This window comes from Halomonas beimenensis (assembly GCF_002549795.1).
In the GTDB taxonomy this organism is placed as follows: Bacteria; Pseudomonadota; Gammaproteobacteria; order Pseudomonadales; family Halomonadaceae; genus Halomonas; species Halomonas beimenensis.
This window is the reverse complement of the sequence record NZ_CP021435.1, coordinates 1,371,459-1,393,185: the sequence shown is the minus strand read 5'-3', so window position 1 is coordinate 1,393,185 and position 21,727 is coordinate 1,371,459. Positions and strand designations below refer to the sequence as shown.

Genomic DNA, 21,727 nt, shown 5'->3' with positions numbered 1-21,727 from the left:
CTCAGAACAGCCCCAGCTGGCGATCGATCAGGGTCGCGAAGTCGTCCCCCACGAAGGGCAGGATGGCATCCGCCACCGGCTTGAGCTGGCGGGTCAGGTAGTGATCGGTATCGATGGCCGAGCGCCGCCCCTCCAGGGGCTCCGGCCCGGCCACCGTCATCACGTAGCGAATCCATCCGCCCTGCTGGTACTGGCGCGGGCGCCCCAGCCGCGCATTGAGCTCGTCGGCGAGCCGCGCCGCCCGCACATGGGGCGGCACGTTGCGCCGATAGTCGCCCAGGGGGCGGCGGAGTCGCTTGCGGTAGACCAGCCGATCCTCGAAGTCGCCGGCCAGGGTGCGTCGCACATAGTCGCGCACGTAGTCCCGATACGGCTCCCCGGTGAAGATGCGCCGATAGAGTTCCTCCTGGAACGTCTTGGCCAGGACCGTCCAGTCGCTGCGGACGCTCTCCAGCCCCTTGAAGACCAGCCGTTCCTGCCCTGACGGGTCGCGCATCAGACCGGCATAGCGTTTCTTGCTGCCCGCCTCGGCGCCGCGGATGGTGGGCATCAGGAAGCGCCGGTAATGGGTCTCGAACTGCAGCTCCAGGGCGCTCTCCAGGCCGTATTCCCGGTCGAGGTGGTCCCGCCACCAGGCATTGACACCCGCCACCAGGCGCCGACCGATCGCCGCGGCCTCCGCCTCGTCATGCGCGCGGCCCAGCCAGACGAAGGTGGAGTCGGTATCTCCGTAGATGACGGTGTAGCCCTCGGCCTCGATCAGCTCGCGGGTGCGACGCATGATCTCGTGACCGCGCATGGTGATCGACGAGGCCAGGCGGGCGTCGAAGAACCGACAGCCCTTCGAGCCCAGCACCCCGTAGAAGCTGTTCATGATGATCTTCAGTGCCTGGGCGAGCGGCGCATCGCCGGCCCGCTTGGCGGCCTCCCGCCCTTCCCAGACCCGGGCCACGATGTCCGGCAGGGCGTGGTGCGTACGCGAGAAGCGTGCCCCGCGAAAGCCCGGCGCCGACGCGGCGTCGGTGGGCTCGTCGAGGCCCTCGATCAGGCCCGCCGGGTCGATCAGGAAGCTGCGGATGATCGAGGGATAGAGACTCTTGAAGTCGAGGACCAGCACCGAGTCGTAGAGGCCCGGTCGGGAATCCATGACGAAGCCCCCCGGGCTCTCGTCCGGCTGCCCCTCGCCGAGGTTCGGCGCCACGAACCCCAGGCGGTGCAGGCGCGGCAGGTAGAGGTGGGTGAAGGCCGCCACCGAGCCGCCGCTGCGATCGGCGGCAAGCCCGGTCACCGTGGCCCGCTCGAGCAGGAAGTCGAGGAGTTCGGCCCTGGCGAAGATCCGTGTCACCAGCTCGCAGTCCTGGAGGTTGTAGCGCGCCAGGGCCGGCTTGTCCTCGGCGAACATGCGCAGGATCTCGTCCAGCCGCTGGTAGGGGTTGTCGATGGCCTTGCCCTCGCCGAGCAGGGTGCGGGCCACGTGCTCCAGCCCGAAGGAGGCGAACTGCCAGGTCGCCGAGCGCAGGGCCTCGATGCCGTCGACGAGCAGCCGCCCGGCCGTCGAGGCGACGTAGCGATCGGCCCGATGGCCATGGGCGCGCCATTCCAGCTCGGCCCCGCCGCGCCCCAGCCTCAGGGGCACGCCGAGCCGTTGCGCATGCTCCTGGAGAACCCGCAGGTCGAACTGCACCAGGTTCCAGCCGATGATGGCGTCAGGGTCATGCTCGGCGAACCATTGGTTCAGCCGCTCCAGCAGCGCCGCGCGGCTGTCGCAGTAGTCGAGGCAGAAGTCGAGCCCCCCGGCCTCGCCGTTGGGCGGTCCGAGCATGAAGACCCGGCGCTGCCCCTCCCCTTCCAGGGCGATGGAATACAGCTCGCCCGTCCCGCTGGTCTCGATATCCAGCGACACCAGGCTGAGTCGCGGGCGATAGCCCGGCTCGGGCCTGAGCCGTGTGGCCACCAGGCCGCCCTGGCCGTCGGCTTCCCCCTGGACGCTCACCGGCGCGGTGATAAAGCGCTCCATGAGATAGCGCTCCGGGGGCCGGATATCGGCCTCGTAGACCTCCACGCCGGCATCCTTCAGGCGTCGTTCCAGGGCGATCAGCCGGCGGTGACGCCGGCAGTAGAGACCCAGCACCGGCCGACGCTGGAAGTCGCGCAGCGCGAGCGGGCGCAGCTCGACGCCGCTTTCGCCGCGCAGCACGGACTCGGCCCGCTCCCGCTGTGCCGCCGGCAGGAAGGCCACCGACGGCTGAGGCGGCACGCGCACCCGGAGAGGCCCCTCGTCGGTGGCCAGCCAGAACGCGACCTCGGTGCCCTCGGGCGTCTCCTGCCAGTGCCGGGTCAGGATGAACCCCTGCCGTACCACCACCGCCTTTCCTCTTGTCCTCCCAGGGATCCCGATCTTAACCCGGGCGCCGCCGGCTCACACCCGGCGCCCGGGGGCGGGCTCGTCCGGTCACCAAGGGAGCGGGCCGGCGACTCTCCCCTGCCCCTCCCCCAACGGACATAAAAAAGGCCCCCGAAGGGGCCAGTAGGAGCACGCCAGCTCACTCGTCGCGTCGGTTGCCGCGCAGCGACGAACGGCAACCGACCGGACGACCGGGATCGCGTCCAGGACACGATCATCCTCCGGCCGCCGACACCGATCCCTTTACAAGCGCTATGCCACCCAGGAGATTTTCCTTTACCGATAGAGGGTTAGAGAAAAACCTTCGCGAACGCCCCCGAGCCGGACGCCGAGTCGGCGCACCATGGCCGCCCGACGGGGTATTGCAGCGCATCATGGCGGGGCATCCCGCCGCGACCACTTGATGGAAAACCCTTCCATAACGCATGCTGAGGCTTTTGCACAGGGAGACTCCCCCATGACGCATCCCCGCCTCGGTTTCATCGGCATCGGCCTGATGGGCGACCCCATGACCCGCCGGCTGCTCGGCGCCGGCTTCGACGTCACCGTCTGGAACCGCTCGGCGGACAAGACCGCCGGGGTCGCCGAGGCCGGGGCCCGGGTGGCCGGCTCGCTCGGCGAGCTGGTCGACGAGGCGGACGTCATCCTGCTGTGCCTCGCGAACACCGCCGTGGTCGAGGCGGTGGTGTTCGGCGAGGACGGCGTGGCGGCCCGTGCCCGGCCCGGGCAGCGCCTGGTCGATCTCTCCAGCAGCGACCCCGCGGCCACCCGGGACTTCGCCGCCCGGCTCGAGGCAGCCTGCGGGGTGCCCTGGGTGGACGCGCCGGTCTCCGGCGGGGTGGCCGGGGCCGAGGCCGGGGAGCTGGCCATCATGTGCGGCGGGGCGGAACAGGACGTCGAGGCCGTGCGGCCCCTGCTCGAGCCGCTGGCCGCGCGCCTCACCCGCATGGGGCCGGTGGGCAGCGGCCAGGTCACCAAGGTCTGCAACCAGATGATCGTGGGCTGCCAGGCGGCGGTGATCGCCGAGATGGTGGCGCTCGCCGAGGCCAGCGGCGTCGACGCCACCCGGCTCACCGAGGCGCTCGCCGGCGGCTTCGCCGACTCCAGGCCGTTCCGCATCCTCGCGCCGCGCATGGCCACGCGCGACTTCGCCGCCCCGCCCTGGCACCTGCGCACCCTGCTCAAGGACCTGGACATGGCGGTGGCGCAGAGCGGCCGGGTGACCAGCGCCACGCCGATGAGCGCCCTGGCCGCCCAGCTGATGCGGGCCCAGGCCGCGCGGGGACGGGGCGAGGCCGATCCGGCGATCCTGGTGGAGGCCTATCGTCCCGACGACGCCGACTGACCGGCCCTGGTGGCGGTCCCGACGCGACGGAGCCATCCTGAGCCTGCGCCCCGTTCTCGGGAGACAACACGACGCGGGCGCCGGGAGGCCGCATGAGCCGCACGGCACGAGTTCACGTCGGGACCTCGGGCTACCAGTACGCTCACTGGCGAGGCGTCTTCTACCCGGACGCCCTGCCCCGTGAACGCTGGCTCGGGCACTACGCCGAGCATTTCGCGACGGTGGAGATCAACAACACCTTCTATCGGCTACCCGAGGCCACCACCTTCCGCGCCTGGCGCGACGCCGTCCCCGACGGCTTCCGCTTCGCCGTCAAGTTCAGCCGTTACGGCAGCCACATCAAGAAGCTCAAGGATCCCGGGGCCACCATCGGCCGCTTCCTGGAGGTGGCCGAATGGCTCGGCGACACGCTGGGCCCGATCCTGGTGCAGCTGCCGGGGCGCTGGCGGGTCGACGCCGAGCGCCTGGATGCCTTTCTCGAGGCGGCCCCGCCCGAGCATCGCTGGGCCCTGGAATTCCGCGACCCCTCCTGGCTGTGCGATGCCGTCTACCGGGTGCTGCAGGCCCACGGCGTCGCCCTGTGCTGGCACGACATGCTCCCCAACCACCCCCGGCGGCTCACCGCCGACTGGACCTACCTGCGTTTCCACGGCGATCACTACCGGGGCGCCTACTCGCCCCAGTACCTCACCGCCCAGGCCCGACGGCTCCGGGACCAGGCCGTGGACGGCCACGACGCCTACGCCTACTTCAACAACGACGAGGCCGGCCACGCCGTCGAGAACGCCCGGCAGTTGCGCCGCTATCTCGCCCGTCTCGGGCCCGACAGGGGATCGTGACGCCTGAGGCTCCCCGCCACTCGCCGAGGAGATTGTCCCGTCGGCGCCCCTTACGTACACTCGTTTGAATTTGTGACGACCTTCGAGAGGCGATCCATGGCGTTCGACAGCACTTCCACCTACGTGGCCACCGAGGGCCTCAAGCGGGCGGTGAATGCCGCCGTGACCCTGCAGCGCCCGCTGCTGGTCAAGGGCGAACCGGGCACCGGCAAGACCCGACTGGCCGAGGAGCTGGCGGCCTCGCTGGACACCCGCCTGATCACCTGGCACGTCAAGTCCACCACCAAGGCCGCCCAGGGGCTCTACGAGTACGACGCGGTGAGCCGGCTGCGCGACTCCCAGCTCGGCATCGAGGGCGTGGAGGACGTGGCCAACTACATCCGACCGGGCAAGCTGTGGGAGGCCTTCACCGCCGACGAGCGGGTGGTGCTGCTGATCGACGAGATCGACAAGGCCGACATCGAGTTTCCCAACGACCTGCTGCAGGAACTCGACCGCATGGAATTCCACGTCTACGAGACGGACGAGACCATCCGCGCCCGCCATCGCCCGGTGGTGGTGATCACCTCCAACAACGAGAAGGAGCTGCCCGACGCCTTCCTGCGCCGCTGCTTCTTCCACTACATCGACTTCCCGGACCGCGAGACCATGCAGGCCATCGTCGACGTCCACTTCCCCGGGATCGCCCCGCGGCTGGTCGGCGAGGCCCTGGAGGTGTTCTTCGAGCTGCGCGAGGCCCCGGGCCTCAAGAAGAAGCCCTCCACCTCCGAGCTGGTGGACTGGCTGAAGCTGCTGATGGCCGACGAGCTGGCCCAGGAGGCGCTCTACCAGCGCGACCCGGCCCGGGCCATCCCGCCGCTGGCCGGCGCCCTGGTGAAGAACGAGCAGGATACGCAGTTACTGGAACGGCTGGCCTTCATGCTGCGCCGGCAAGGCAGGTAAGTCATGTTCATCGGCCTGTTCGAGACCCTGCGCCGCTTCGAGGTGCCGGTGTCGCTGCGCGAGTTGCTCGACCTGCACGCCGTGGTGGAGCGGGGCGTGATCTTCGCCGACCTGGAAGCCCTGCACGGGGTCGCCCGCACCGTGCTGGTCAAGGACGAGCGCCACTTCGACCGCTTCGATCGGGCCTTCGGCGCCTGGGTCGAGGGCATCGAGGATCTCGACGCCGCCATCGAGGCGCTGATCCCCGACGACTGGCTGCGCCGGGAGTTCGAGAAGCGGCTGTCCGAGGAGGAGAAGGCAAGGATCGAGTCCCTGGGCGGCCTCGAGGCGCTGATCGAGACCTTCAAGCGACGCCTCGAGGAACAGACCGACCGCCACGCCGGCGGCAACAAGTGGATCGGCACCGGCGGCACCAGTCCCTTCGGCGCCTATGGCTACCATCCCGAGGGCATCCGCCTCGGCCAGGACGGCTCGCGCCACCGTCGGGCGGCGAAGGTCTGGGACGAACGGCGCTTCCGCGACTACGACGACGATCGCCGACTCGGTACCCGCAACATCAAGATGGCCCTGCGCCGGCTGCGGCGCTTCGCCCGGGAAGGCGCGGCCGAGGAGTTCGACGTCGACGCCACCATCCGCGCCACCGCCCGGGACGCCGGCTTGCTCAACGTGCGGATGCGCCCCGAGCGCCACAACGCGGTCAAGGTGCTGCTGCTGCTCGACGTGGGCGGCTCCATGGACGACCACATCCGTACCTGCGAGGCGCTGTTTTCCGCCGCCCGGGCCGAGTTCAAGCACCTCGAACACTACTACTTCCACAACTGCCTCTACGAGGGCCTGTGGCGGCACAATGCCCGGCGACACGCCGAGCGCATCCCCACGCGGGACGTCCTCCATACCTATGGCGACGATTACCGGGTGGTGATCGTCGGCGACGCCGCCATGTCGCCCTACGAGATCACCCATCCCGGCGGCAGCGTCGAGCACTTCAACGACGAGCCCGGCGCGGCCTGGCTGTCACGGTTGGTCCGGTCCTTCCCGCGCCTGGCCTGGCTCAATCCCATGCCTCGGCGGCACTGGGACTTCACGCCCTCGACCGGCCTGATCCGCGAGCTGATCGACGACCGCATGTATCCCATGACCCTGGCCGGGCCGGAGCAGGCCATGGGCGCACTGGCGCGGCAGAGGTGATGGCGGATGGCGGCCGCTATATAACTCAATAAGGCTATTTTATTGATTAATAGCCTTTTTGGGCTATGGTTAACACCATGATGCTCCCGAAGGGAGGAACGCTCATGGTCTCCCGTCTCGCCGTGCTGACCGGCGACGTCATCGAGTCGCGCCGCATCGCCGATGCCCGCTGCCTCCACCGGACGCTCGAGGCGGCGCTCGCCGAGCTCGCCGACCACCATGACGGCACCTATCAACGCTACCGCGGCGACGGCTTCCAGCTTGCGCTGCCGGACCCCGCCGCCGCCGTGGATGCGGCCGTGACGCTGCGCGCCAGCCTGATCGAGCGCTCCGAGGCCGACCAGCGCTGGGACGCCCGGGTGGCCATCGCGGTGGGCGCGGACACCCTCCCCCCCGCCGATGACCTGGCCTCCGCCGATGGACCGGTCTTCGTGGCCTCGGGCCGGGCCCTGGATGCCCTGGCCCGCCGGGACGAGCATCTCGCCCTGGCGATGACCACCGAGGCCGTGGAACCCTGCCTGGCGCTGGTGCTGCGCTACCTGGACGAGCTGGTCGAGGGCTGGTCGCCCTACTCCGCCGAGATCGTCCGGCTGCGACTGCGGCATGAGGAGACCCAGCAGGCCCTGGCCGAGCGCCTGGGCATCCGCCAGCCCAGCGTGCACAAGCGGCTGCGCGCCGCCCGCTGGCCCCTGCTGGTCGACACCCTGGCCCTGTTCCGCAAACGCCTGGCCGAGGAGGACACCACTCCATGAGCGCGACGCCCCTGGCGGCACTGCTCGCCCTGCTCCTGGCCCACCTGGTGGGCGACTTCCTGCTCCAGCCGCGACGCTGGGTGGAGGCGCGCCAGCGCCACAAGGGACGCGCCACCGCCCTCTACCTCCATGCGGGCCTGCATGGCCTGCTGACGCTGGGCGTGCTGGGGCTCGCCGGGGCCGGCCCCATCCCGGCCTTCCTCGCGGGACTGGCCGTCGCCGGCAGCCACGGCCTCATCGACCTGGGCAAGGCCTGGCTCGATCCCCACCGGCTGCGCTGGTTCCTGCTCGACCAGGCCCTGCACCTGGCGGTGCTGCTGGCCGTCTGGCTGGCATGGCAGGGCAGCGCGGCCCCGCTGGCCGAGACCCTGGCTTGGCTGGCCAGCCCGGGGGTGCTGACGCTCGCCCTGGCCTACCTGCTGGTGACCCGGCCCATGGCGCTGGCCATCGCGCTCGCCATGCGCCCCTGGAGCGACGAGGTCGCCGATCCCGGCACCCTGGCCGCGGCGGGCGCGCGGATCGGGATCCTCGAGCGCCTGCTGGTGCTGACCCTGGTGCTGGTCGACGAATTCACCGCCGTAGGCTTCCTGCTCACCGCCAAGTCGGTGCTGCGCTTCGGCGACCTGCGCGAGCGCCGCGACCGCAAGCTCACCGAATACGTGCTGCTCGGCACCCTGCTCAGCGTCTCGGCGACCCTGGCCCTGGGGTTGCTGGTACGCGCCACGCCCTGGGTGGGATGAGTGGTGTCGCGGCGGCGGTCGTGCAGGTCGCCATCAGGATTGGCGCGAACGGGCTCGCCTGCTAGGGTGCCGGCGACCTGCCACCAGCCGGGAGCGACGATCATGGCGGCCATCACCCTGACCACCTGCCAGGGGCGCGACATCGCCCCCCACCTGGAGGCCCTGGCGCGGCTGCGCATCCGGGTCTTCCGCGATTTCCCCTACCTCTACGACGGCGACCCGGCCTACGAGGCCGACTACCTCGACCGCTACGCCCGCAACCCGCGCAGCCTCTTCGTGCTGGCCTTCGACGGCGGCCCCCTGGTGGGCGCGGCCACCGGCCAGCCGCTGGCCGACGAGGTGGATGAGTTCCGCGGCCCCTTCGAGGCCGCCGGCTACCGGCCCGAGACGGTCTTCTACTACGGCGAGTCGGTCCTGCTGCCCGAGTACCGCGGCCGGGGCATCGGCAAGGCCTTTATGGAGGCGAGGGAGACACACGCCGCGGGTGAAGGGTTCGAGTTCGCGGCCTTCTGCGCCGTGGAGCGCCCCGACGACCATCCCCGCAAGCCGGCCGACTACCGGCCGCTGCACGGCTTCTGGAACGCCCGGGGCTACCGGCGCACGCCGTCGCTTGTCACCACCTTCGCCTGGAAGGACCAGGACGAGGCCGAGGAGACCGCCAAGCCCATGGTCTTCTGGCTCAAGGCGCTGCGCCCATGACCGGGGGGAGCGAACGTCCGGTGACCGTGGCCACCGCCCAGTACCCCATCGAGGCCTTCGCCGACTTCGCCGGCTTCCGGGCCAAGGCGGCGCGCTGGGTCCAGGACGCGACGAGCCGTGGCGCCGAGCTGCTGGTCTTCCCCGAGTACGGGGCCATGGAGCTGGCCTCGATGCTGCCCGAGGCCGAGCGGGGCGACCTCCAGGCCCAGCTGCACTGCCTGCAGCCGTGGCGCGAGGCCTTCGTCGAGACCTGGCGCGAGCTGGCGGTGCGCCATGGCGCGACGATCCTCGCCCCTTCCCTGCCCTGGCGCCTGGACGACGGCCGCTTCGTCAACCGGGCCTGGCTGTTCGGCCCCGACGGCCGGGCGGGCCACCAGGACAAGCAGGTGATGACCCGCTTCGAGAACGACGACTGGGGCGTGGTCGAGGGCGACGGCCTTCGGGTCTTCGACACCCCCGCCGGGCGGCTGGGGGTGCTGATCTGCTACGACAGCGAGTTCCCCCTGCTGGCGCGAGCCCTGGTCGAGGCCGGCGCCGAGCTGCTGCTGGTGCCGAGCTGCACCGACACCGAGGCCGGCTACCAGCGGGTGCGCCTCAGCGCCCAGGCCCGGGCCATCGAGCAGCAGGTGGCGGTGATCCATTCGCCCACGGTGGGCGAGGCGCTATGGTCGCCGGCGGTGGACATCAACATCGGCCGTGCCGGCGTCTTCACGCCCTGCGACCATGGCTTCCCGCCGGACGGGGTGCTGACCCTGGCCGCGGACGCCACCCCCGGCTGGCAGCTGGCGCGCCTGGACCTGGCACGGATCCGCGCCCTGCGCGAACACGGCCAGGTCAACAACCACGCCGACTGGGCGCTGCAACACCCCCGCCTGGCGCCGGGCATCGCGACGCACCCTTTGGGGTAAGCCCTGCGGCCCCGGACTATCGCAGACAGCGGATCGATCGGGACTGATCCGGCGACAAGCCTTCGAGGAGGCGCTGTGAACCCTTCCATGGGCGCTACCGACGCCGTCCATGGCGTAGGACCTCCTCTTCGGCTTGTCCCCGGCGCCCCTCGTCAGATCCAACTGCGATAGCGCTGCCCGGCCCCCGCGGGCTTTTGCCGCCACTCCCGCTTGGCCGTACAATGCCGCTCATGTCCCGCCACCCGGCGGCCCGACCGTTTCCACCCGATTCTTGCTCGAGGACACCCCGGACCCATGCGCGCCACGCAACTGTTGATCTCCACCCTCAAGGAAACCCCCGCCGACGCCGAGGTGGTCAGCCACCAGCTGATGCTGCGGGCCGGCATGATCCGCCGCCTGACCTCGGGCCTCTATACCTGGTTGCCGCTGGGTCTCAAGACCCTGCGCAAGGTGGAGCGCATCGTCCGCGAGGAGATGGACCGCGCCGGCGCCCAGGAGGTGCTGATGCCCGCCGTCCAGCCCGCCGAGCTGTGGCAGGAATCCGGCCGCTGGGAGCAGTACGGCCCCGAGCTGCTGCGCCTCAAGGACCGCCACGACCGCGACTACTGCGTCGGCCCGACCCACGAGGAGGTGATCACCGACCTGATCCGTCGCGAGATCTCCAGCTACAAGCAGCTGCCCTCGAACTTCTACCAGATCCAGACCAAGTTCCGTGACGAGATCCGCCCGCGCTTCGGGGTAATGCGTTCCCGCGAGTTCCTGATGAAGGACGCCTACTCCTTCCATATCGACGAGCCCTCGCTCATGGAGACCTACCAGGCCATGTACGATGCCTATGTGCGCATCTTCACCCGCCTGGGCCTGGACTTCCGCCCGGTGATCGCCGACACCGGCGCCATCGGCGGCACCGACTCCCACGAGTTCCACGTGCTGGCCGACTCCGGCGAGGACGACATCGTCTTCTCCACCGAGTCCGACTACGCCGCCAACATGGAGAAGGCCGAGGCCCTGCCGGCGCCGCTGGGCAGCCAGCCGGAGCGCCCCGCGCCGAGCGAGGAGCTGCGCCTGGTCGACACCCCGGACGCCAAGACCATCGCCGCCCTGGTCGAGCAGCACGGGCTGCCCATCGAGAAGACCCTCAAGACCTTGATGGTGCAGGGCGCCGAGGGCGGCCTGGTGGCCCTGCTGGTGCGCGGCGACCACGAGCTCAACGAGGTCAAGGCCGAGCACCTGCCCGAGGTGGCCAGCCCCCTGACCATGGCCACCGAGGAGGAGATCCGCGCGGTGGTGGGCGCCGGTCCCGGCTCCCTGGGCCCGGTGAACCTGGACATGCCGATCGTCATCGACCGCAGCGTGGCGCTGATGAGCGACTTCGGCGCCGGCGCCAACATCGACGGCAAGCACTACTTCGGCATCAACTGGGAGCGCGACGTGGCGCTGCCCAAGGTCGCCGACCTGCGCAACGTGGTCGAGGGCGACCCCTCGCCGGACGGCCAGGGCACCCTGTCCATCAAGCGCGGCATCGAGGTGGGCCACGTCTTCCAGCTGGGCCGCAAGTACAGCGAAGCGATGAATGCCACCGTCCTCGACGCCAACGGCAAGGCCGCGCATCCCTGGATGGGCTGCTATGGTATCGGGGTAACCCGGGTGGTCGCCGCCGCCATCGAGCAGAACCATGACGAGAACGGCATCATCTGGCCGGACGCCATCGCGCCCTTCCACGTCACCGTGGTGCCGATGAATGCCCACAAGTCGCAGCGGGTCCGCGAGGAGAGCGAGCGCCTCTACCAGGAGCTCACCGCCGCCGGCTACGACGTGCTGCTCGACGACCGCGACCTGCGGCCGGGCGTGCGCTTCGCCGACCAGGAGCTGATGGGCATCCCCCATCGCCTGGTGGTGGGCGACCGAGGCCTGGACAAGGGAGAACTGGAGTACAAGGGACGCCGTGACACCGAGGCCACCATGGTCCCCGCCGGGGACATTCTCGACTTCCTGCGCGAGAAGATCGACGCCTGAGGAAACGCTGAATACATCGCCGAGCATCGTAAAGCGCAAGGCGCACGGAGCACAGAAAGCGAGACATAACGAGGAGTTAGGCGAGCTTTCGAGCACCGCGCAACGAAGCGATTTGCATGCGCAGGCATTCAAGCAGTGTTTCCGTAAGGGACGCTTCCTGGCCGCCGCCCTACTGGCGGCCGGGAGCCTCTTGCCCCCCGCTCCGGGCCTGGCGTCGGACGACTTCCTCACGGCCCTGGCCGCGAGGCCGAACCCGGGGGGCGTCTCCTCCGCGGCCGCGCCCCTGCCTTCCACCCTGCGCCAGACCCTCGAGGGCACCCGCCAGGCCCCGCGCTCCCCCGCCGAGGTCTGGGCCGCGCGACAGTGGCTCAACGACATGATGCCCCGCCTGGCCCGCCGGGTCCCCGACGCCGAGCGCCGCCGGGCCTTGCTGTCCCGGGTCCACCAGGAAGCCCGCCTGGCGGGCCTGGCCCCGGAACTGGTGCTGGCCGTCATCCAGGTGGAGAGCGCCTTCCAGGCCGAGGCGGTCTCCTCCGCCGGCGCCGTGGGCCTGATGCAGATCATGCCGTTCTGGATCCGCGAGCTCGGGCTGCCCGCCGACGACCTCAAGGACCCCGAACGCAACCTGCGCTACGGCTGCACCATCCTCGCCCACTACCTGGCGGTGGAGGACGGCGATCTCACCCGGGCGCTGGCCCGCTACAACGGCAGCCTGGGCAAGACCTGGTACCCGGAACGGGTGATGCGCGCCCTCTCGCGGCACTGGTCGTCCGCCGGCGGCGTCGTGGAGCGCCTGACCGCCGAGCGATAAGCAAAAAAATGGCCGATCCCGAAGGATCGGCCCAGTGGGGGGAAGCTCCCCCCTCCCCTGACGACTGGTGGAGCGGCTGGCTCAGTGCTTCTTCTTGCGATGGTGGTCGCGAACGACGAATGCGATCCAGCCCCCCATGAAAGCGATCATCATTCCGACGGTGGCCAGTCCGAAGATTACGGCGTCATCCCAGTACATGTGGTGGTCCTCCCGTCTCGATGTGTTGAGTGCACTGTAGCGCTCATGAGCCGGGAGAAAGCTGACCTGAATCAACTTTGCCGCCGGCCTCCTTCACGAGGGCCGACGGCCTTTGATCCAGGTCAGATTCGGGGCCGGGAGAGTCCCGGCGGGGAGGAGGGGCGAGCGGAAGGGACGGCCGAGCTCAGGGCATCTTCTTGTCTTCCACCTGGTCCGGCGTGGTGCCCGGCGGGAGGGGATGGCCCTTGGCGAGCTCGGCGCGGGTGGCCTCGCGTACGTCGAGGACCTCGAGGCGGTAGCGCAGCGTCTGGCCGGCCAGCGGATGGTTGGTGTCGATCAGCACGCCGTCGTCGCGCACCTCCAGCACGGTGACGATCTCCGGGCCATCGTCCCCCGGCGTCTGGAAGCGCATGCCGGGCGAGAGGTCGGGGACCGGGAAGGCCCCTCGGCCGACCTCGCGCACCAGGGACTCGTCGCGCAGGCCATAGGCCTCGGCGGGCATCAGGGTGACGCTGAGTTCGGCGCCGGCCTCTCGTCCGAGCAGGGCGCGTTCCAGCCCGGCCATGATGTTGTCATGGCCGTGCAGGTATTCGAGCGGGGTCTGGCGGGCGCGAGAGTCGTCGAGGACGTTGCCGTCCTGGTCGCTGAGCACGTAGTGCAGGGTCACGACCCGCTGGGGGGCGATCGTCATGGGGCCTCCGGGGCAGGGAATGGGGGATCAGTCGCGGCGGCGCAGCTGGGCGACGGGCATCTCCAGGCGCTGCTGCTTGTGCAGCATGTTGAGCAGCACGATGGCGCGCTCCTCGCCCTTGTGGCTGGCGAAGACCGCCTGAAGGTCCTTGAAGGGGCCCTCGGTGATCTCCACCGTCTCGCCGGCGCGGAAGTACACCTGGATAGCGTCGCCGGCCTCCTGGCTGCCGTGACGGCGCAGGGTGTCCACCAGCTCGTCGCTGACCGGGATCGGCATGTCCACCCCGAAGGTCACCAGGCGAAGCACCCCTCGGGTCGAGCGGATCGGTCGCCAGTTGCTGACCAGGCGGTCGAGGCGAATGAACAGGTAATAGGGGAAGAGCGGCTCGCTGACCCACTCGAGCTTGCCGCGGCGCTTCTTCTGGGCCTGGAACACCGGGTGGAAGACCTCGTAGCCCTGGTTGTCCAGGTGTTCGGCGGCCCGGAAGGATTCCCCGCCCTTGCACTGGATGACGTACCAGCGGGGGACGGCCGCCTCGTCGCCGTCCAGGCGAATGTCGTCGTCACTCATGGCTTTCCTGATCGCTCTGGCTGGTGTCGGCGCCGGGGCTCTGCAACAATCGGCGGCGCGCGCCCCCCGTATCGCGAGGCCCCGGTCGAGGCCGCCATCTTATCACCGATGGCCCGGCGCGTGGCCCCGTCCCAGCCCCGCAAGGAGAGCTTACGCCATGCCGACCCCTTCCGCGCAACGCAGCTGGCGCGATGCCCTGGCGATCTACCGGCGCCCCCCGGTGCTGACGATGCTGTTCCTGGGGTTCTCGGCGGGCCTGCCCTTCCTGCTGGTGTTCTCCACCCTGTCGGCCTGGCTGCGCAGCGACGGCGTCGAGGTGGCGGCCATCGGGTTCTTCGCCTGGATCGGCATCCTCTATTCGATCAAGTTCTTCTGGGCCCCGGTGGTGGATCGCCTGGCCCTGCCGGGACTCACCCGGGCCTTCGGCCAGCGGCGCGGCTGGATGCTGCTCGCCCAGGCCATGATCGCCACCGGCCTGGTGGGCCTGGCCAGCCTGGACCCGCTGGGCCACCTGCCGATGGTCGCCGCCTTCGCCCTGCTGGTGGCCTTCGGCTCGGCGACCCAGGACATCGCCATCGATGCCTTCCGCATCGAGTCGGCGCCGGAAGACCTGCAGGCGGCCATGGCCTCCACCTACATCATCGGCTACCGCGGCGGGCTGATCGCCGCCGGCGCGGGCGCCCTCTACGTGGCCTCGCTGGTCTCCTGGCACGCCGCCTACCTGGCCATGGCCGCCCTGGTGGCCGTGGGGGTGGTGACGGTGCTGGTGCGGCCGGAGCCCGAGCGCCTGGCGCTGACCACCCAACTGATCCATGAGCCGCGGGTGCGCGCCTTCCTGCGCGCCAGCCGCGGCCGGCCGGCCTGGCAGCGCCGCCTGGGCGCCTGGGCCATCGGCGCGGTGGTCTGTCCCTTCACCGACTTCTTCGCCCGGCATCGTCTCAAGGCATTGTGGCTGCTGGTGTTCGTGGCGGTGTTCCGGATCAGCGACCTGGCCATGGCCTCCATGGCCAATCCGCTCTACATCGACCTGGGGTTCAGCCTGGCCGCCATCGCCAACGTGACCAACGTCTTCGGCATCGCCATGAGCATCGGCGGGGGCCTGCTCGGCGGCCTGCTGGTGGCCCGCTACGGGGTGGGGCCCATCCTGGTGCTCGGCGCCACGGCCACCGCGCTGACCAACCTGCTGTTCGTGGTCCTCGCCCTGGCCGGGGACAGCCTGCCCATGCTGGTGGTGACCATCGTCGGCGACAACCTCTCCAACGGCCTGGCCAGCGCGGTCTTTATCGCCTTCCTGTCGGGGCTGACGTCACGAGCCTACACCGCCACCCAGTATGCGCTGTTCTCCTCGCTGATGACCCTGCCGGGCAAGTTCCTCAGCGGCTTCGGGGGCCTGGTGGTGGCCGGCCAAGGCTACCCGGGCTTCTTCCTGCTGGCCTCGCTCCTGGGCCTGCCGGCCATCGCCCTGGCCGTCTGGGTCAGCCGCATCCGCAGCCTGGTGCCGGCCCCGAAGGCGGCCTGAGCGGACTCAGATGATCGCCCGTTCGGCGAGCCACTCCAGCGCGCCCGGCGTGGCCCGCCACTGGTCGCGCATCAGGGTGCGGTACTGCCAGGCCTCGGCCCGGGAGCCGATGGCGGCGCCGTCGGGAGCGGGAGTCGGCGGACGCGGGTGCTCGTCGCACAGCAGGGCCGGAGCGAAGGCGTTGTGGCGGCGGGCGGCCTCCAGGGCCTCGGCGGCCTCCTCGCGACGCTCCAGACGGAAGAGGGCCAGCACCCGCCCCATCAGCAGCCCGAGCACGGATTCCTCCTCGACCTCGCTCTCCAGGGCCGCCTCGCTCAGCGCCAGGGCCTCGGCGTCACGACCGTCCCGGAGCAGCTGGTCGAGCACCAGCTCGCGCAGCCCCAGGCTGTCCTGGTCGTCCAGCTCGAGCAGCCGTTCGGCGAGCCGGCGCGACCGCTCCCGGGCCCCGCGCTCCATGCCCACCACCAGCGCCAGGCCGGTGCGCAGCAGCACGGCGTTGTCGGCGACGTCCCAGGTCAGCGGGGCCTCGCCGGCCTGGCGCGCCTGCTCCAGCCAGCGCTCCAGGCGCACCGCCAGCGGCTCGAAGAGGCTCGGGGCCATCCACGGCAGGCTGCCGAATCGGGTGGTCAGGGCCAGGGCCAGGGACTGCATGACGGCGGGGGCATCCAGCCACTCGGGATGCGCGCACAACGCCGGCAGCCAGTCGCCGGCCTGGGGCCAGGGATCGACATCGAAGCTCAGGGTCGCCTCGCTCTGCACCTCGGCCGGGAAGACCGACCGGAAGGCGGCATAGAGGGTGGCCTCCCGGGCGCTGGCCTGATAGGCGAGCCAGCCGTCCACCTCCTGGACGTCCAGGCGGGGCGCGGTGGGCAACGATTCGAGCAGGGTCTGGAAGGCGACCAGGGGTTCGGCGAGGTCCTCCTCGGCATTGAGCAGCTGCTCGGCCAGGGTGGCGCCGGGGTTGTCGGCCAGGTCGGCGAGGAACTGCAGCTGGTCGGGGTCCAGATCGCCCTGCCGGGACAGCCGGCGGAACCAGAACCGCGAGCGTTCCCGCGCTTCCGCCTCGTGCCCCTCGTGGAGCAGCAGCATGGCCTCGATGTAGGCCAGGGTGGGCGAGTCCGGCAGTGCCTGCTGGGCGCGCACGAAGGCGGCCCGGGCGCTGTCCAGGTCGTCGTTGTCCAGGTGCAGCAGGCACAGCCGCTCCAGCGCCACGCCGCGCAGGAACAGCGGCCCCCGATCGAGCACGGCGTCGAGCAGCGCCTCGCGCTTGCGATGGAAGCCGCGCTCCTGGTAGAGGTCGACGAGGATCTCGAAGGCCGGCTCGGCCTGCTCCGGCAGGCGCGACCAGTCGGCGGTCTCGAACAGCGACTCGAGGATCTGCTGAGCCCGCCCCCGCTGGCCGGACTCCGCGGCGATCAGGCCGGCCTCGAGCAGCGCCTGGGCGGGTGCGCGGCCGCTGGCCAGCGCCGCCTTGAGGGTCTCGCCCTTCCACTCCCGCAGCGACAGCATCCACATCAGGTGCCCGGGGACGTGTCCGGGCAGGGTGACCGCGCCGCAGCAGTGCTTGGTCTTGCGCCCCGAGTCGCACCAGCAGGGCTCGTTGCGTCCCGGCCGGGCCAGGGGCTCACAGGCGAAGTCGAGCCGCTCCAGCGGCGTCTGCGACCAGAGTTCCGGGGCCAGCGCCTGAGCCAAAGCCAGGTCGCCGGTCAGCTTGGGGCCCTCTCGGCGCGCCCAGGCCATCAGCGTCGGATAGCGCTCGTCTTCCCTGATCGCCTTGAGGGCGCCCGAGGCGAACCCCAGCAGCTGTTCTACCCATACCGCCAGCATTGCCGTCTCCACTGCCCAAAAACCGCACAGTCTACCAGCCGACCGCCGGCCTGGCAGCCGCTTTCAGGCCCTCGCCCAGGCGAGCAGCGGACGAGTGCGCCGGTGCATGTCGAGGCGCGCCCCGAGGCGCACCAGGTTCCAGTAGTGGCCGTTGAGGGTGCGCGACAGCAGCAGGGTATCCGCTGGCGGCTGGAGCCGGTCCATGGCCGCCCATACCTTGGGGCTCAGCTCGCGCAGCCGACGGTGCACCCGCACGTCGCCGAAGTCTTGGGGCCCGGGCGCGAACAGCGGCGCCACCGCCTCGGCGGATTCCCGATAGAGGGCCAGGGGGGCCCCTTCTCCCTGGCGGCCGCCGAGCTCCCGCAGGGCCGCGTCCATGGCCAGGGCATCGGCGGCCAGCGTCGCCTCCAGCAGGCGCATCATGGCCGCCAGTCGCGCCCGGGGCACAGGAATCACTGCCCCCAGATCATAGATCACCAGCCGCCCCTCGGCGTCGGCGGCGAAGTTGCCGGCATGGGGATCGGCATGCAGCTCGCCGTGGGTGAAGATCTCCTCGGTCAGCCAGTCCGCCAGGGTGGCGGCGATGCGCTGGCGCACGGCGTCCTCGGCTCCATCCAGCTCGCGCAACGGCGTTCCCGCCACGTAGCGCATGGCGAGTACCCGAGGGCCACAGAACGACGGCAGCGGCTCGGGAATCACCAGGTCCGGAAGATGCGCATAGCGCGCCCGGTAGCGGGCGAGCGCCTGAGCCTCGGCCCGATAGTCCAGCTCGCCGCGCAGGCTGGCGGCGAGTTCCTCGAAGAGCGCCTCCAGCCGCGCCTGGGGGACGCTCAGCCATCGCCCCAGGCGCATCAGCCGACGCAGCCGGGCGAGGTCGTCCTCCAGCACGTCGCCGAGCCCGGGGTACTGCACCTTGAGCACCACCGTCTCGCCTTCGCGGGTCACCGCACGGTGCACCTGGCCCATGGACGCGCTGGCGAAGGGCGTCGTCTCGATGCGTTCGAAGCGCTGCTCCGGGTCACCGTACTCCGCATCCAGGGTCCGCCGGATGCTCCCCCAGGGCATGGGCGTCGCCTGGCGCTGCAACCGGGAAAGCTCCTCGGCCAGCTCGGGGGGCAGCAGGTCGTCCCACTGGGCCATGATCTGGGCCAGCTTCATGGCCGGGCCCTTGAGCTCCGAGAGCCCCTCGACCAGCGCCTCGCCCAGGGCGTGCCAGTCGCTCTGGCCACCCAGACGCGCCTTCAGCAGGGCACCGCCGGTGCGAGTCCCCAGCCCCAGCAGGCGTCGTGTCCGACCGCGTTCGAGCATGCCCTGCCCTCCGACCAGAATCATACAAGAATTATACAAACATCAAGACATGTTACACCTGGTCTCGCCACGAGAATACTGTAAGAATTCCCATGTCTTCATCGCCGCCTCGAGGTCCGCTTGCGCCTGATCATCGCCGAGAAACCCAGCCTGGCCCGTGCCATCGCCGAGGCACTCCCTGCCGGCGTCCCCGGCCAGGACGGCGCCCTGATGGCCGGCGACAGCGTGGTCACCTGGTGCCTGGGTCATCTGCTGGAACAGGCGCCACCGGACGCCTACGACCCGTCCCACAAGGCCTGGCGCCTGGATACCCTGCCGATCCTGCCCGACCGATGGAAGCTCGTGCCCCGCGCCAAGGCCCGTGCCCAGCTCGCCGTGATCCGCGGCCTGCTCAAGCGAGCCGACACCGTGGTCCACGCCGGCGACCCCGACCGGGAGGGCCAGCTGCTGGTCCAGGAGGTCATCGAGCACCTCGGCTGGCAGGGGCCGGTGGCACGCCTGCTGGTCAGCGACCTCAACGCCCCGGCGGTCAAGCGGGCTCTCTCCCGCCTTGAGGACAACGCCCGCTACGCGCCCCTGTATCGGGCGGCCCAGGCCCGCGCCCGGGCCGACTGGCTCTACGGGATCAACCTGACCCGCGCCTGGACCCTGGTCGGCCGCCAGGCCGGCCACGACGGGGTGCTCTCGGTGGGCCGGGTGCAGACGCCGGTCCTCGGGCTGGTGGTGCGCCGGGACGCCGAGATCCGCGACTTCGAGCCACGCCCCTTCTTCGTGCTGTGGGCGGATCTCGTCGTGGCCCGGGGCCGGCTGCGTGCCTGGTGGGTGCCCGGCGAGGGCCATTCGCTGGACGACCAGGGGCGGCTTCTGGAGCGGGCCCCGGCCGAGGCTTTGGGCGGCCGGCTTGCCGGGGCCGAGGGCCGGCTCGCCCGGCTCGAGACCCGCGACAGGCGTCAGGCCGCCCCCCTGCCCTACTCCCTGTCGGCCCTGCAGGTGGATGCCGCCCGGCGCCACGGCCTCTCGGCCAAGGCGGTGCTCGACATCTGTCAGCGCCTCTACGAGCGTCACCAGCTGATCACCTATCCCCGCTCCGACTGCCGCTACCTCCCGGAGGAGCATTGGGCCGGCGCCCGGCGCACCCTGGAAGGCGCCTGCGGCGAGGATGCCACCCTGCGGGGCTGGCTGGCCGGCGCCGACTTCGCGAAGCGCTCCAAGGCCTGGAATGACAAGAAGGTCGGCGCCCACCACGCCCTGGCGCCCACCGGCAAGCGGGCCGATCTCTCGCGGCTCTCCCGCCAGGAGGCCGACGTCTTCCGACTGATCACCCGCAACGTGCTCGCCCAGTTCTACCCTCCCCTGTCGACCCGGGAGGTGAAGGCGGAGTTCGCCATCGCCGGCGAGGTCTTCCGGGCCCGGGGGCAGGAAGTGCTCGAGGCCGGCTGGAAGCCGCTGTTCACCACCCGGGACGAGGCGCCGCCCCTGCCGCCGCTGACCGAGGGCGAACCCTGCCGAGTGGAGGAGGCCGGCGTGGAGGATCGCGAGACGCGCCCGCCCGAACCCTTCACCGACGCCAGCCTGATCAAGGCGATGATGAACATCGCCCGCTACGTGGAGGACCCGGCGATCCGGCGCACCCTGCGCGACTCCGACGGCCTGGGCACCGAGGCCACCCGGGCCGGCATCCTCGAGACCCTGCTGGAGCGCGGCTACCTGGCCCGGGAGGGCAAGGCGCTGCGCGCCACCCGCCTTGGCGATGCCCTGATCGCCTCGCTGCCCGAGGCCGTGGGACGTCCCGAGCGCACCGCCCTCTGGGAGCAGCGACTGTCCGCCATCGCCGAGGACGGCGACGCCCCGGCGCCCTTCCTGGACGCCCTGGTGGAGGACCTCCGCGGGCTGCTCGGCCACGCCGATGCCGAACGGATGCGCCGGGCCCTGGCCGGGGCCCGGGGCGTCGAGGTGCCGAGCCGAGGGCGCAAGGCCGGCGGGAAGGCGAGGCGTCAGTCCGCCGGGCGTCGCACCGGCGGGAAGACATCCCCCGGGGGCGCTCGTCGCAAGCGGGGCTCCTCCTCATGAGCCTGTCGCTGATCCTCGGCCCGGGCGCCCTGGGTCGCCTGCTGGCCCTGCGCCTGGCCGAGCAGGCGCCGGTGACCCTGATCGGCCGACGTCCCCTGCCGCCCCGCCAGGCCCTGACCACCCCGGAGGGCGAGACGCTCGACCGGGAGCTGGACTGTCGGACGACGGCGACCCTGACGCGCGCGCTGGCCGGCGAGGCCGAGTGTCTCCATCTCACCACCAAGGCCTACGCCGCCGAGGCCGCCCTGGCCGCCGTCGCCGATCGGCTACGGCCCGACCTCCCCCTGGTGCTCTGGCAGAACGGTTTCGGCGTGCAGCAGGTCCTCGCCGAACGGTGGACGGGGCCGGTGCTCTGCGCCACCACTACCGAGGGTGCCTTCCTGGCGGGCGATGACGGGGTGGTGCATGCCGGACACGGCCGAACCCTGATCGGCGCCCTGGATGGCCGGCATGGCTCCCTCGCCGAACGGCTGGCCGACCGACTGACGGCCGCGGGCCTTCCGGCCACGCCGGTCGAGGACATCCGTGTGCGACTGTGGCACAAGCTGGCCGTCAATGCCGCCATCAATCCCCTGGTGGCCCGCTTTCGCATCCGTAACGGCCAGCTGCGCGACCGCCCCTTCCGGCCCATGGTCGAGGCGGTGATCGAGGAGGTCGCGGCGATCATGGCCGCGGAGCACATCCCGGCTCCCGAGGGAGGCTGGGACTGCCTGGTGTGGACGGTGGTGTCGGCGACCGGCAACAACCGCGCCTCGATGCTGCAGGACGTGCTGGCCGGTCGCCCCACCGAGCATGCCGCCATCCTCGGCCCCCTGCTGGCCGCCGGACGCCGCCATGGCCTGGCCACGCCGACGCTCGCGGCGCTTCACGCCCGCTTCGATGGCTCGACCTGAGCGCCGC

Annotated in this window: 19 protein-coding genes; 13 read left to right on the top strand and 6 right to left on the bottom strand. The window is 71.0% G+C overall.

Annotation, left to right across the window (positions count from 1 at the left end; all coding sequences use genetic code 11):
* Position 1: 1 nt before the first annotated feature.
* The gene (locus tag BEI_RS06595) at positions 2-2,365 is read right to left on the bottom strand and encodes a DNA polymerase II (protein ID WP_097788770.1); all 2,364 of its coding nucleotides are present in this window, start codon (positions 2,363-2,365) and stop codon (positions 2-4) included.
* Between the two features lie 496 nt (positions 2,366-2,861).
* Here BEI_RS06595 and BEI_RS06590 point away from each other — a divergent pair, with 496 nt between their 5' ends.
* The 10 genes from BEI_RS06590 to BEI_RS06545 all read left to right on the top strand — a co-directional run bounded on the left by BEI_RS06590 (position 2,862) and on the right by BEI_RS06545 (position 12,644).
* Positions 2,862-3,749 (top strand): NAD(P)-dependent oxidoreductase, encoded by an 888-nt coding sequence (locus BEI_RS06590; RefSeq protein ID WP_097788769.1) that lies wholly within the window; start codon positions 2,862-2,864, stop codon positions 3,747-3,749.
* Positions 3,750-3,841: 92 nt separating this feature from the next.
* Complete coding sequence (locus tag BEI_RS06585) at positions 3,842-4,588, top strand: DUF72 domain-containing protein (RefSeq protein WP_097788768.1); 747 nt, start codon at positions 3,842-3,844, stop codon at positions 4,586-4,588.
* 96 nt (positions 4,589-4,684) lie between these two features.
* A complete protein-coding gene (locus tag BEI_RS06580) occupies positions 4,685-5,530 on the top strand; it encodes an AAA family ATPase (protein WP_097788767.1) in 846 nt (281 codons plus the stop codon).
* Positions 5,531-5,533: 3 nt separating this feature from the next.
* Complete coding sequence (locus BEI_RS06575) at positions 5,534-6,718, top strand: vWA domain-containing protein (protein ID WP_097788766.1); 1,185 nt, start codon at positions 5,534-5,536, stop codon at positions 6,716-6,718.
* Positions 6,719-6,822: 104 nt separating this feature from the next.
* On the top strand, positions 6,823-7,470 hold the full coding sequence (locus BEI_RS06570; RefSeq protein ID WP_097788765.1) for a hypothetical protein: 648 nt from the start codon (positions 6,823-6,825) through the stop codon (positions 7,468-7,470).
* The gene (locus BEI_RS06565; RefSeq protein ID WP_097788764.1) at positions 7,467-8,210 is read left to right on the top strand and encodes a DUF3307 domain-containing protein; all 744 of its coding nucleotides are present in this window, start codon (positions 7,467-7,469) and stop codon (positions 8,208-8,210) included. The genes BEI_RS06570 and BEI_RS06565 overlap by 4 nt, the downstream gene beginning before the upstream one ends.
* Positions 8,211-8,312: 102 nt before the next feature.
* Positions 8,313-8,909, top strand: coding sequence for a GNAT family N-acetyltransferase (locus BEI_RS06560; protein ID WP_097788763.1), 597 nt, complete (start codon positions 8,313-8,315; stop codon positions 8,907-8,909).
* Positions 8,906-9,817, top strand: a complete 912-nt coding sequence (locus BEI_RS06555) for a carbon-nitrogen hydrolase family protein (protein WP_097788762.1) — start codon at positions 8,906-8,908, stop codon at positions 9,815-9,817. The genes BEI_RS06560 and BEI_RS06555 overlap by 4 nt, the downstream gene beginning before the upstream one ends.
* A 294-nt stretch (positions 9,818-10,111) precedes the next feature.
* Complete coding sequence (locus BEI_RS06550) at positions 10,112-11,833, top strand: proline--tRNA ligase (protein ID WP_097788761.1); 1,722 nt, start codon at positions 10,112-10,114, stop codon at positions 11,831-11,833.
* Positions 11,834-12,128: 295 nt separating this feature from the next.
* Entirely contained in the window at positions 12,129-12,644 is a 516-nt protein-coding gene (locus BEI_RS06545) for a lytic transglycosylase domain-containing protein (protein WP_097791018.1), read from the top strand.
* 81 nt (positions 12,645-12,725) lie between these two features.
* Here BEI_RS06545 and ccoM read toward each other — a convergent pair whose 3' ends face one another.
* The 3 genes from ccoM to rfaH form a co-directional block, all read right to left on the bottom strand.
* Positions 12,726-12,842, bottom strand: a complete 117-nt coding sequence (ccoM, locus tag BEI_RS19445) for a cytochrome c oxidase subunit CcoM (protein ID WP_309651900.1) — start codon at positions 12,840-12,842, stop codon at positions 12,726-12,728.
* Positions 12,843-13,026: 184 nt separating this feature from the next.
* Positions 13,027-13,533, bottom strand: coding sequence for an FKBP-type peptidyl-prolyl cis-trans isomerase (locus BEI_RS06540; RefSeq protein WP_097788760.1), 507 nt, complete (start codon positions 13,531-13,533; stop codon positions 13,027-13,029).
* Positions 13,534-13,560: 27 nt separating this feature from the next.
* Positions 13,561-14,103: a transcription/translation regulatory transformer protein RfaH gene (gene rfaH, locus BEI_RS06535; RefSeq protein ID WP_097788759.1), complete on the bottom strand. Its 543-nt coding sequence runs from the start codon at positions 14,101-14,103 to the stop codon at positions 13,561-13,563.
* Between the two features lie 157 nt (positions 14,104-14,260).
* Between rfaH and BEI_RS06530 the strand changes: the two genes are divergently transcribed.
* Entirely contained in the window at positions 14,261-15,622 is a 1,362-nt protein-coding gene (locus tag BEI_RS06530) for an AmpG family muropeptide MFS transporter (RefSeq protein ID WP_097788758.1), read from the top strand.
* Between the two features lie 6 nt (positions 15,623-15,628).
* Here BEI_RS06530 and BEI_RS06525 read toward each other — a convergent pair whose 3' ends face one another.
* Both BEI_RS06525 and BEI_RS06520 read right to left on the bottom strand, forming a co-directional pair.
* Positions 15,629-17,449 (bottom strand): SEC-C domain-containing protein, encoded by a 1,821-nt coding sequence (locus tag BEI_RS06525; protein WP_097788757.1) that lies wholly within the window; start codon positions 17,447-17,449, stop codon positions 15,629-15,631.
* A 63-nt stretch (positions 17,450-17,512) separates the two neighbouring features.
* Positions 17,513-18,757, bottom strand: a complete 1,245-nt coding sequence (locus tag BEI_RS06520; protein ID WP_097788756.1) for an ABC1 kinase family protein — start codon at positions 18,755-18,757, stop codon at positions 17,513-17,515.
* Positions 18,758-18,877: 120 nt separating this feature from the next.
* Here BEI_RS06520 and BEI_RS06515 point away from each other — a divergent pair, with 120 nt between their 5' ends.
* The gene (locus BEI_RS06515) at positions 18,878-20,827 is read left to right on the top strand and encodes a DNA topoisomerase III (protein ID WP_097788755.1); all 1,950 of its coding nucleotides are present in this window, start codon (positions 18,878-18,880) and stop codon (positions 20,825-20,827) included.
* Positions 20,824-21,720: a ketopantoate reductase family protein gene (locus tag BEI_RS06510; protein WP_097788754.1), complete on the top strand. Its 897-nt coding sequence runs from the start codon at positions 20,824-20,826 to the stop codon at positions 21,718-21,720. The genes BEI_RS06515 and BEI_RS06510 overlap by 4 nt, the downstream gene beginning before the upstream one ends.
* The last annotated feature ends 7 nt before the right edge of the window (positions 21,721-21,727 follow it).

Coding starts and splice junctions, on each gene's coding strand:
- BEI_RS06590 (WP_097788769.1), top strand. CDS start 2,862: ATGACGCATCCCCGCCTCGGTTTCATCGGCATCGGCCTGATGGGCGAC.
- BEI_RS06585 (WP_097788768.1), top strand. CDS start 3,842: ATGAGCCGCACGGCACGAGTTCACGTCGGGACCTCGGGCTACCAGTAC.
- BEI_RS06580 (WP_097788767.1), top strand. CDS start 4,685: ATGGCGTTCGACAGCACTTCCACCTACGTGGCCACCGAGGGCCTCAAG.
- BEI_RS06575 (WP_097788766.1), top strand. CDS start 5,534: ATGTTCATCGGCCTGTTCGAGACCCTGCGCCGCTTCGAGGTGCCGGTG.
- BEI_RS06570 (WP_097788765.1), top strand. CDS start 6,823: ATGGTCTCCCGTCTCGCCGTGCTGACCGGCGACGTCATCGAGTCGCGC.
- BEI_RS06565 (WP_097788764.1), top strand. CDS start 7,467: ATGAGCGCGACGCCCCTGGCGGCACTGCTCGCCCTGCTCCTGGCCCAC.
- BEI_RS06560 (WP_097788763.1), top strand. CDS start 8,313: ATGGCGGCCATCACCCTGACCACCTGCCAGGGGCGCGACATCGCCCCC.
- BEI_RS06555 (WP_097788762.1), top strand. CDS start 8,906: ATGACCGGGGGGAGCGAACGTCCGGTGACCGTGGCCACCGCCCAGTAC.
- BEI_RS06550 (WP_097788761.1), top strand. CDS start 10,112: ATGCGCGCCACGCAACTGTTGATCTCCACCCTCAAGGAAACCCCCGCC.
- ccoM (WP_309651900.1), bottom strand. CDS start 12,842: ATGTACTGGGATGACGCCGTAATCTTCGGACTGGCCACCGTCGGAATG.
- BEI_RS06540 (WP_097788760.1), bottom strand. CDS start 13,533: ATGACGATCGCCCCCCAGCGGGTCGTGACCCTGCACTACGTGCTCAGC.
- rfaH (WP_097788759.1), bottom strand. CDS start 14,103: ATGAGTGACGACGACATTCGCCTGGACGGCGACGAGGCGGCCGTCCCC.
- BEI_RS06530 (WP_097788758.1), top strand. CDS start 14,261: ATGCCGACCCCTTCCGCGCAACGCAGCTGGCGCGATGCCCTGGCGATC.
- BEI_RS06525 (WP_097788757.1), bottom strand. CDS start 17,449: ATGCTGGCGGTATGGGTAGAACAGCTGCTGGGGTTCGCCTCGGGCGCC.
- BEI_RS06520 (WP_097788756.1), bottom strand. CDS start 18,757: ATGCTCGAACGCGGTCGGACACGACGCCTGCTGGGGCTGGGGACTCGC.
- BEI_RS06510 (WP_097788754.1), top strand. CDS start 20,824: ATGAGCCTGTCGCTGATCCTCGGCCCGGGCGCCCTGGGTCGCCTGCTG.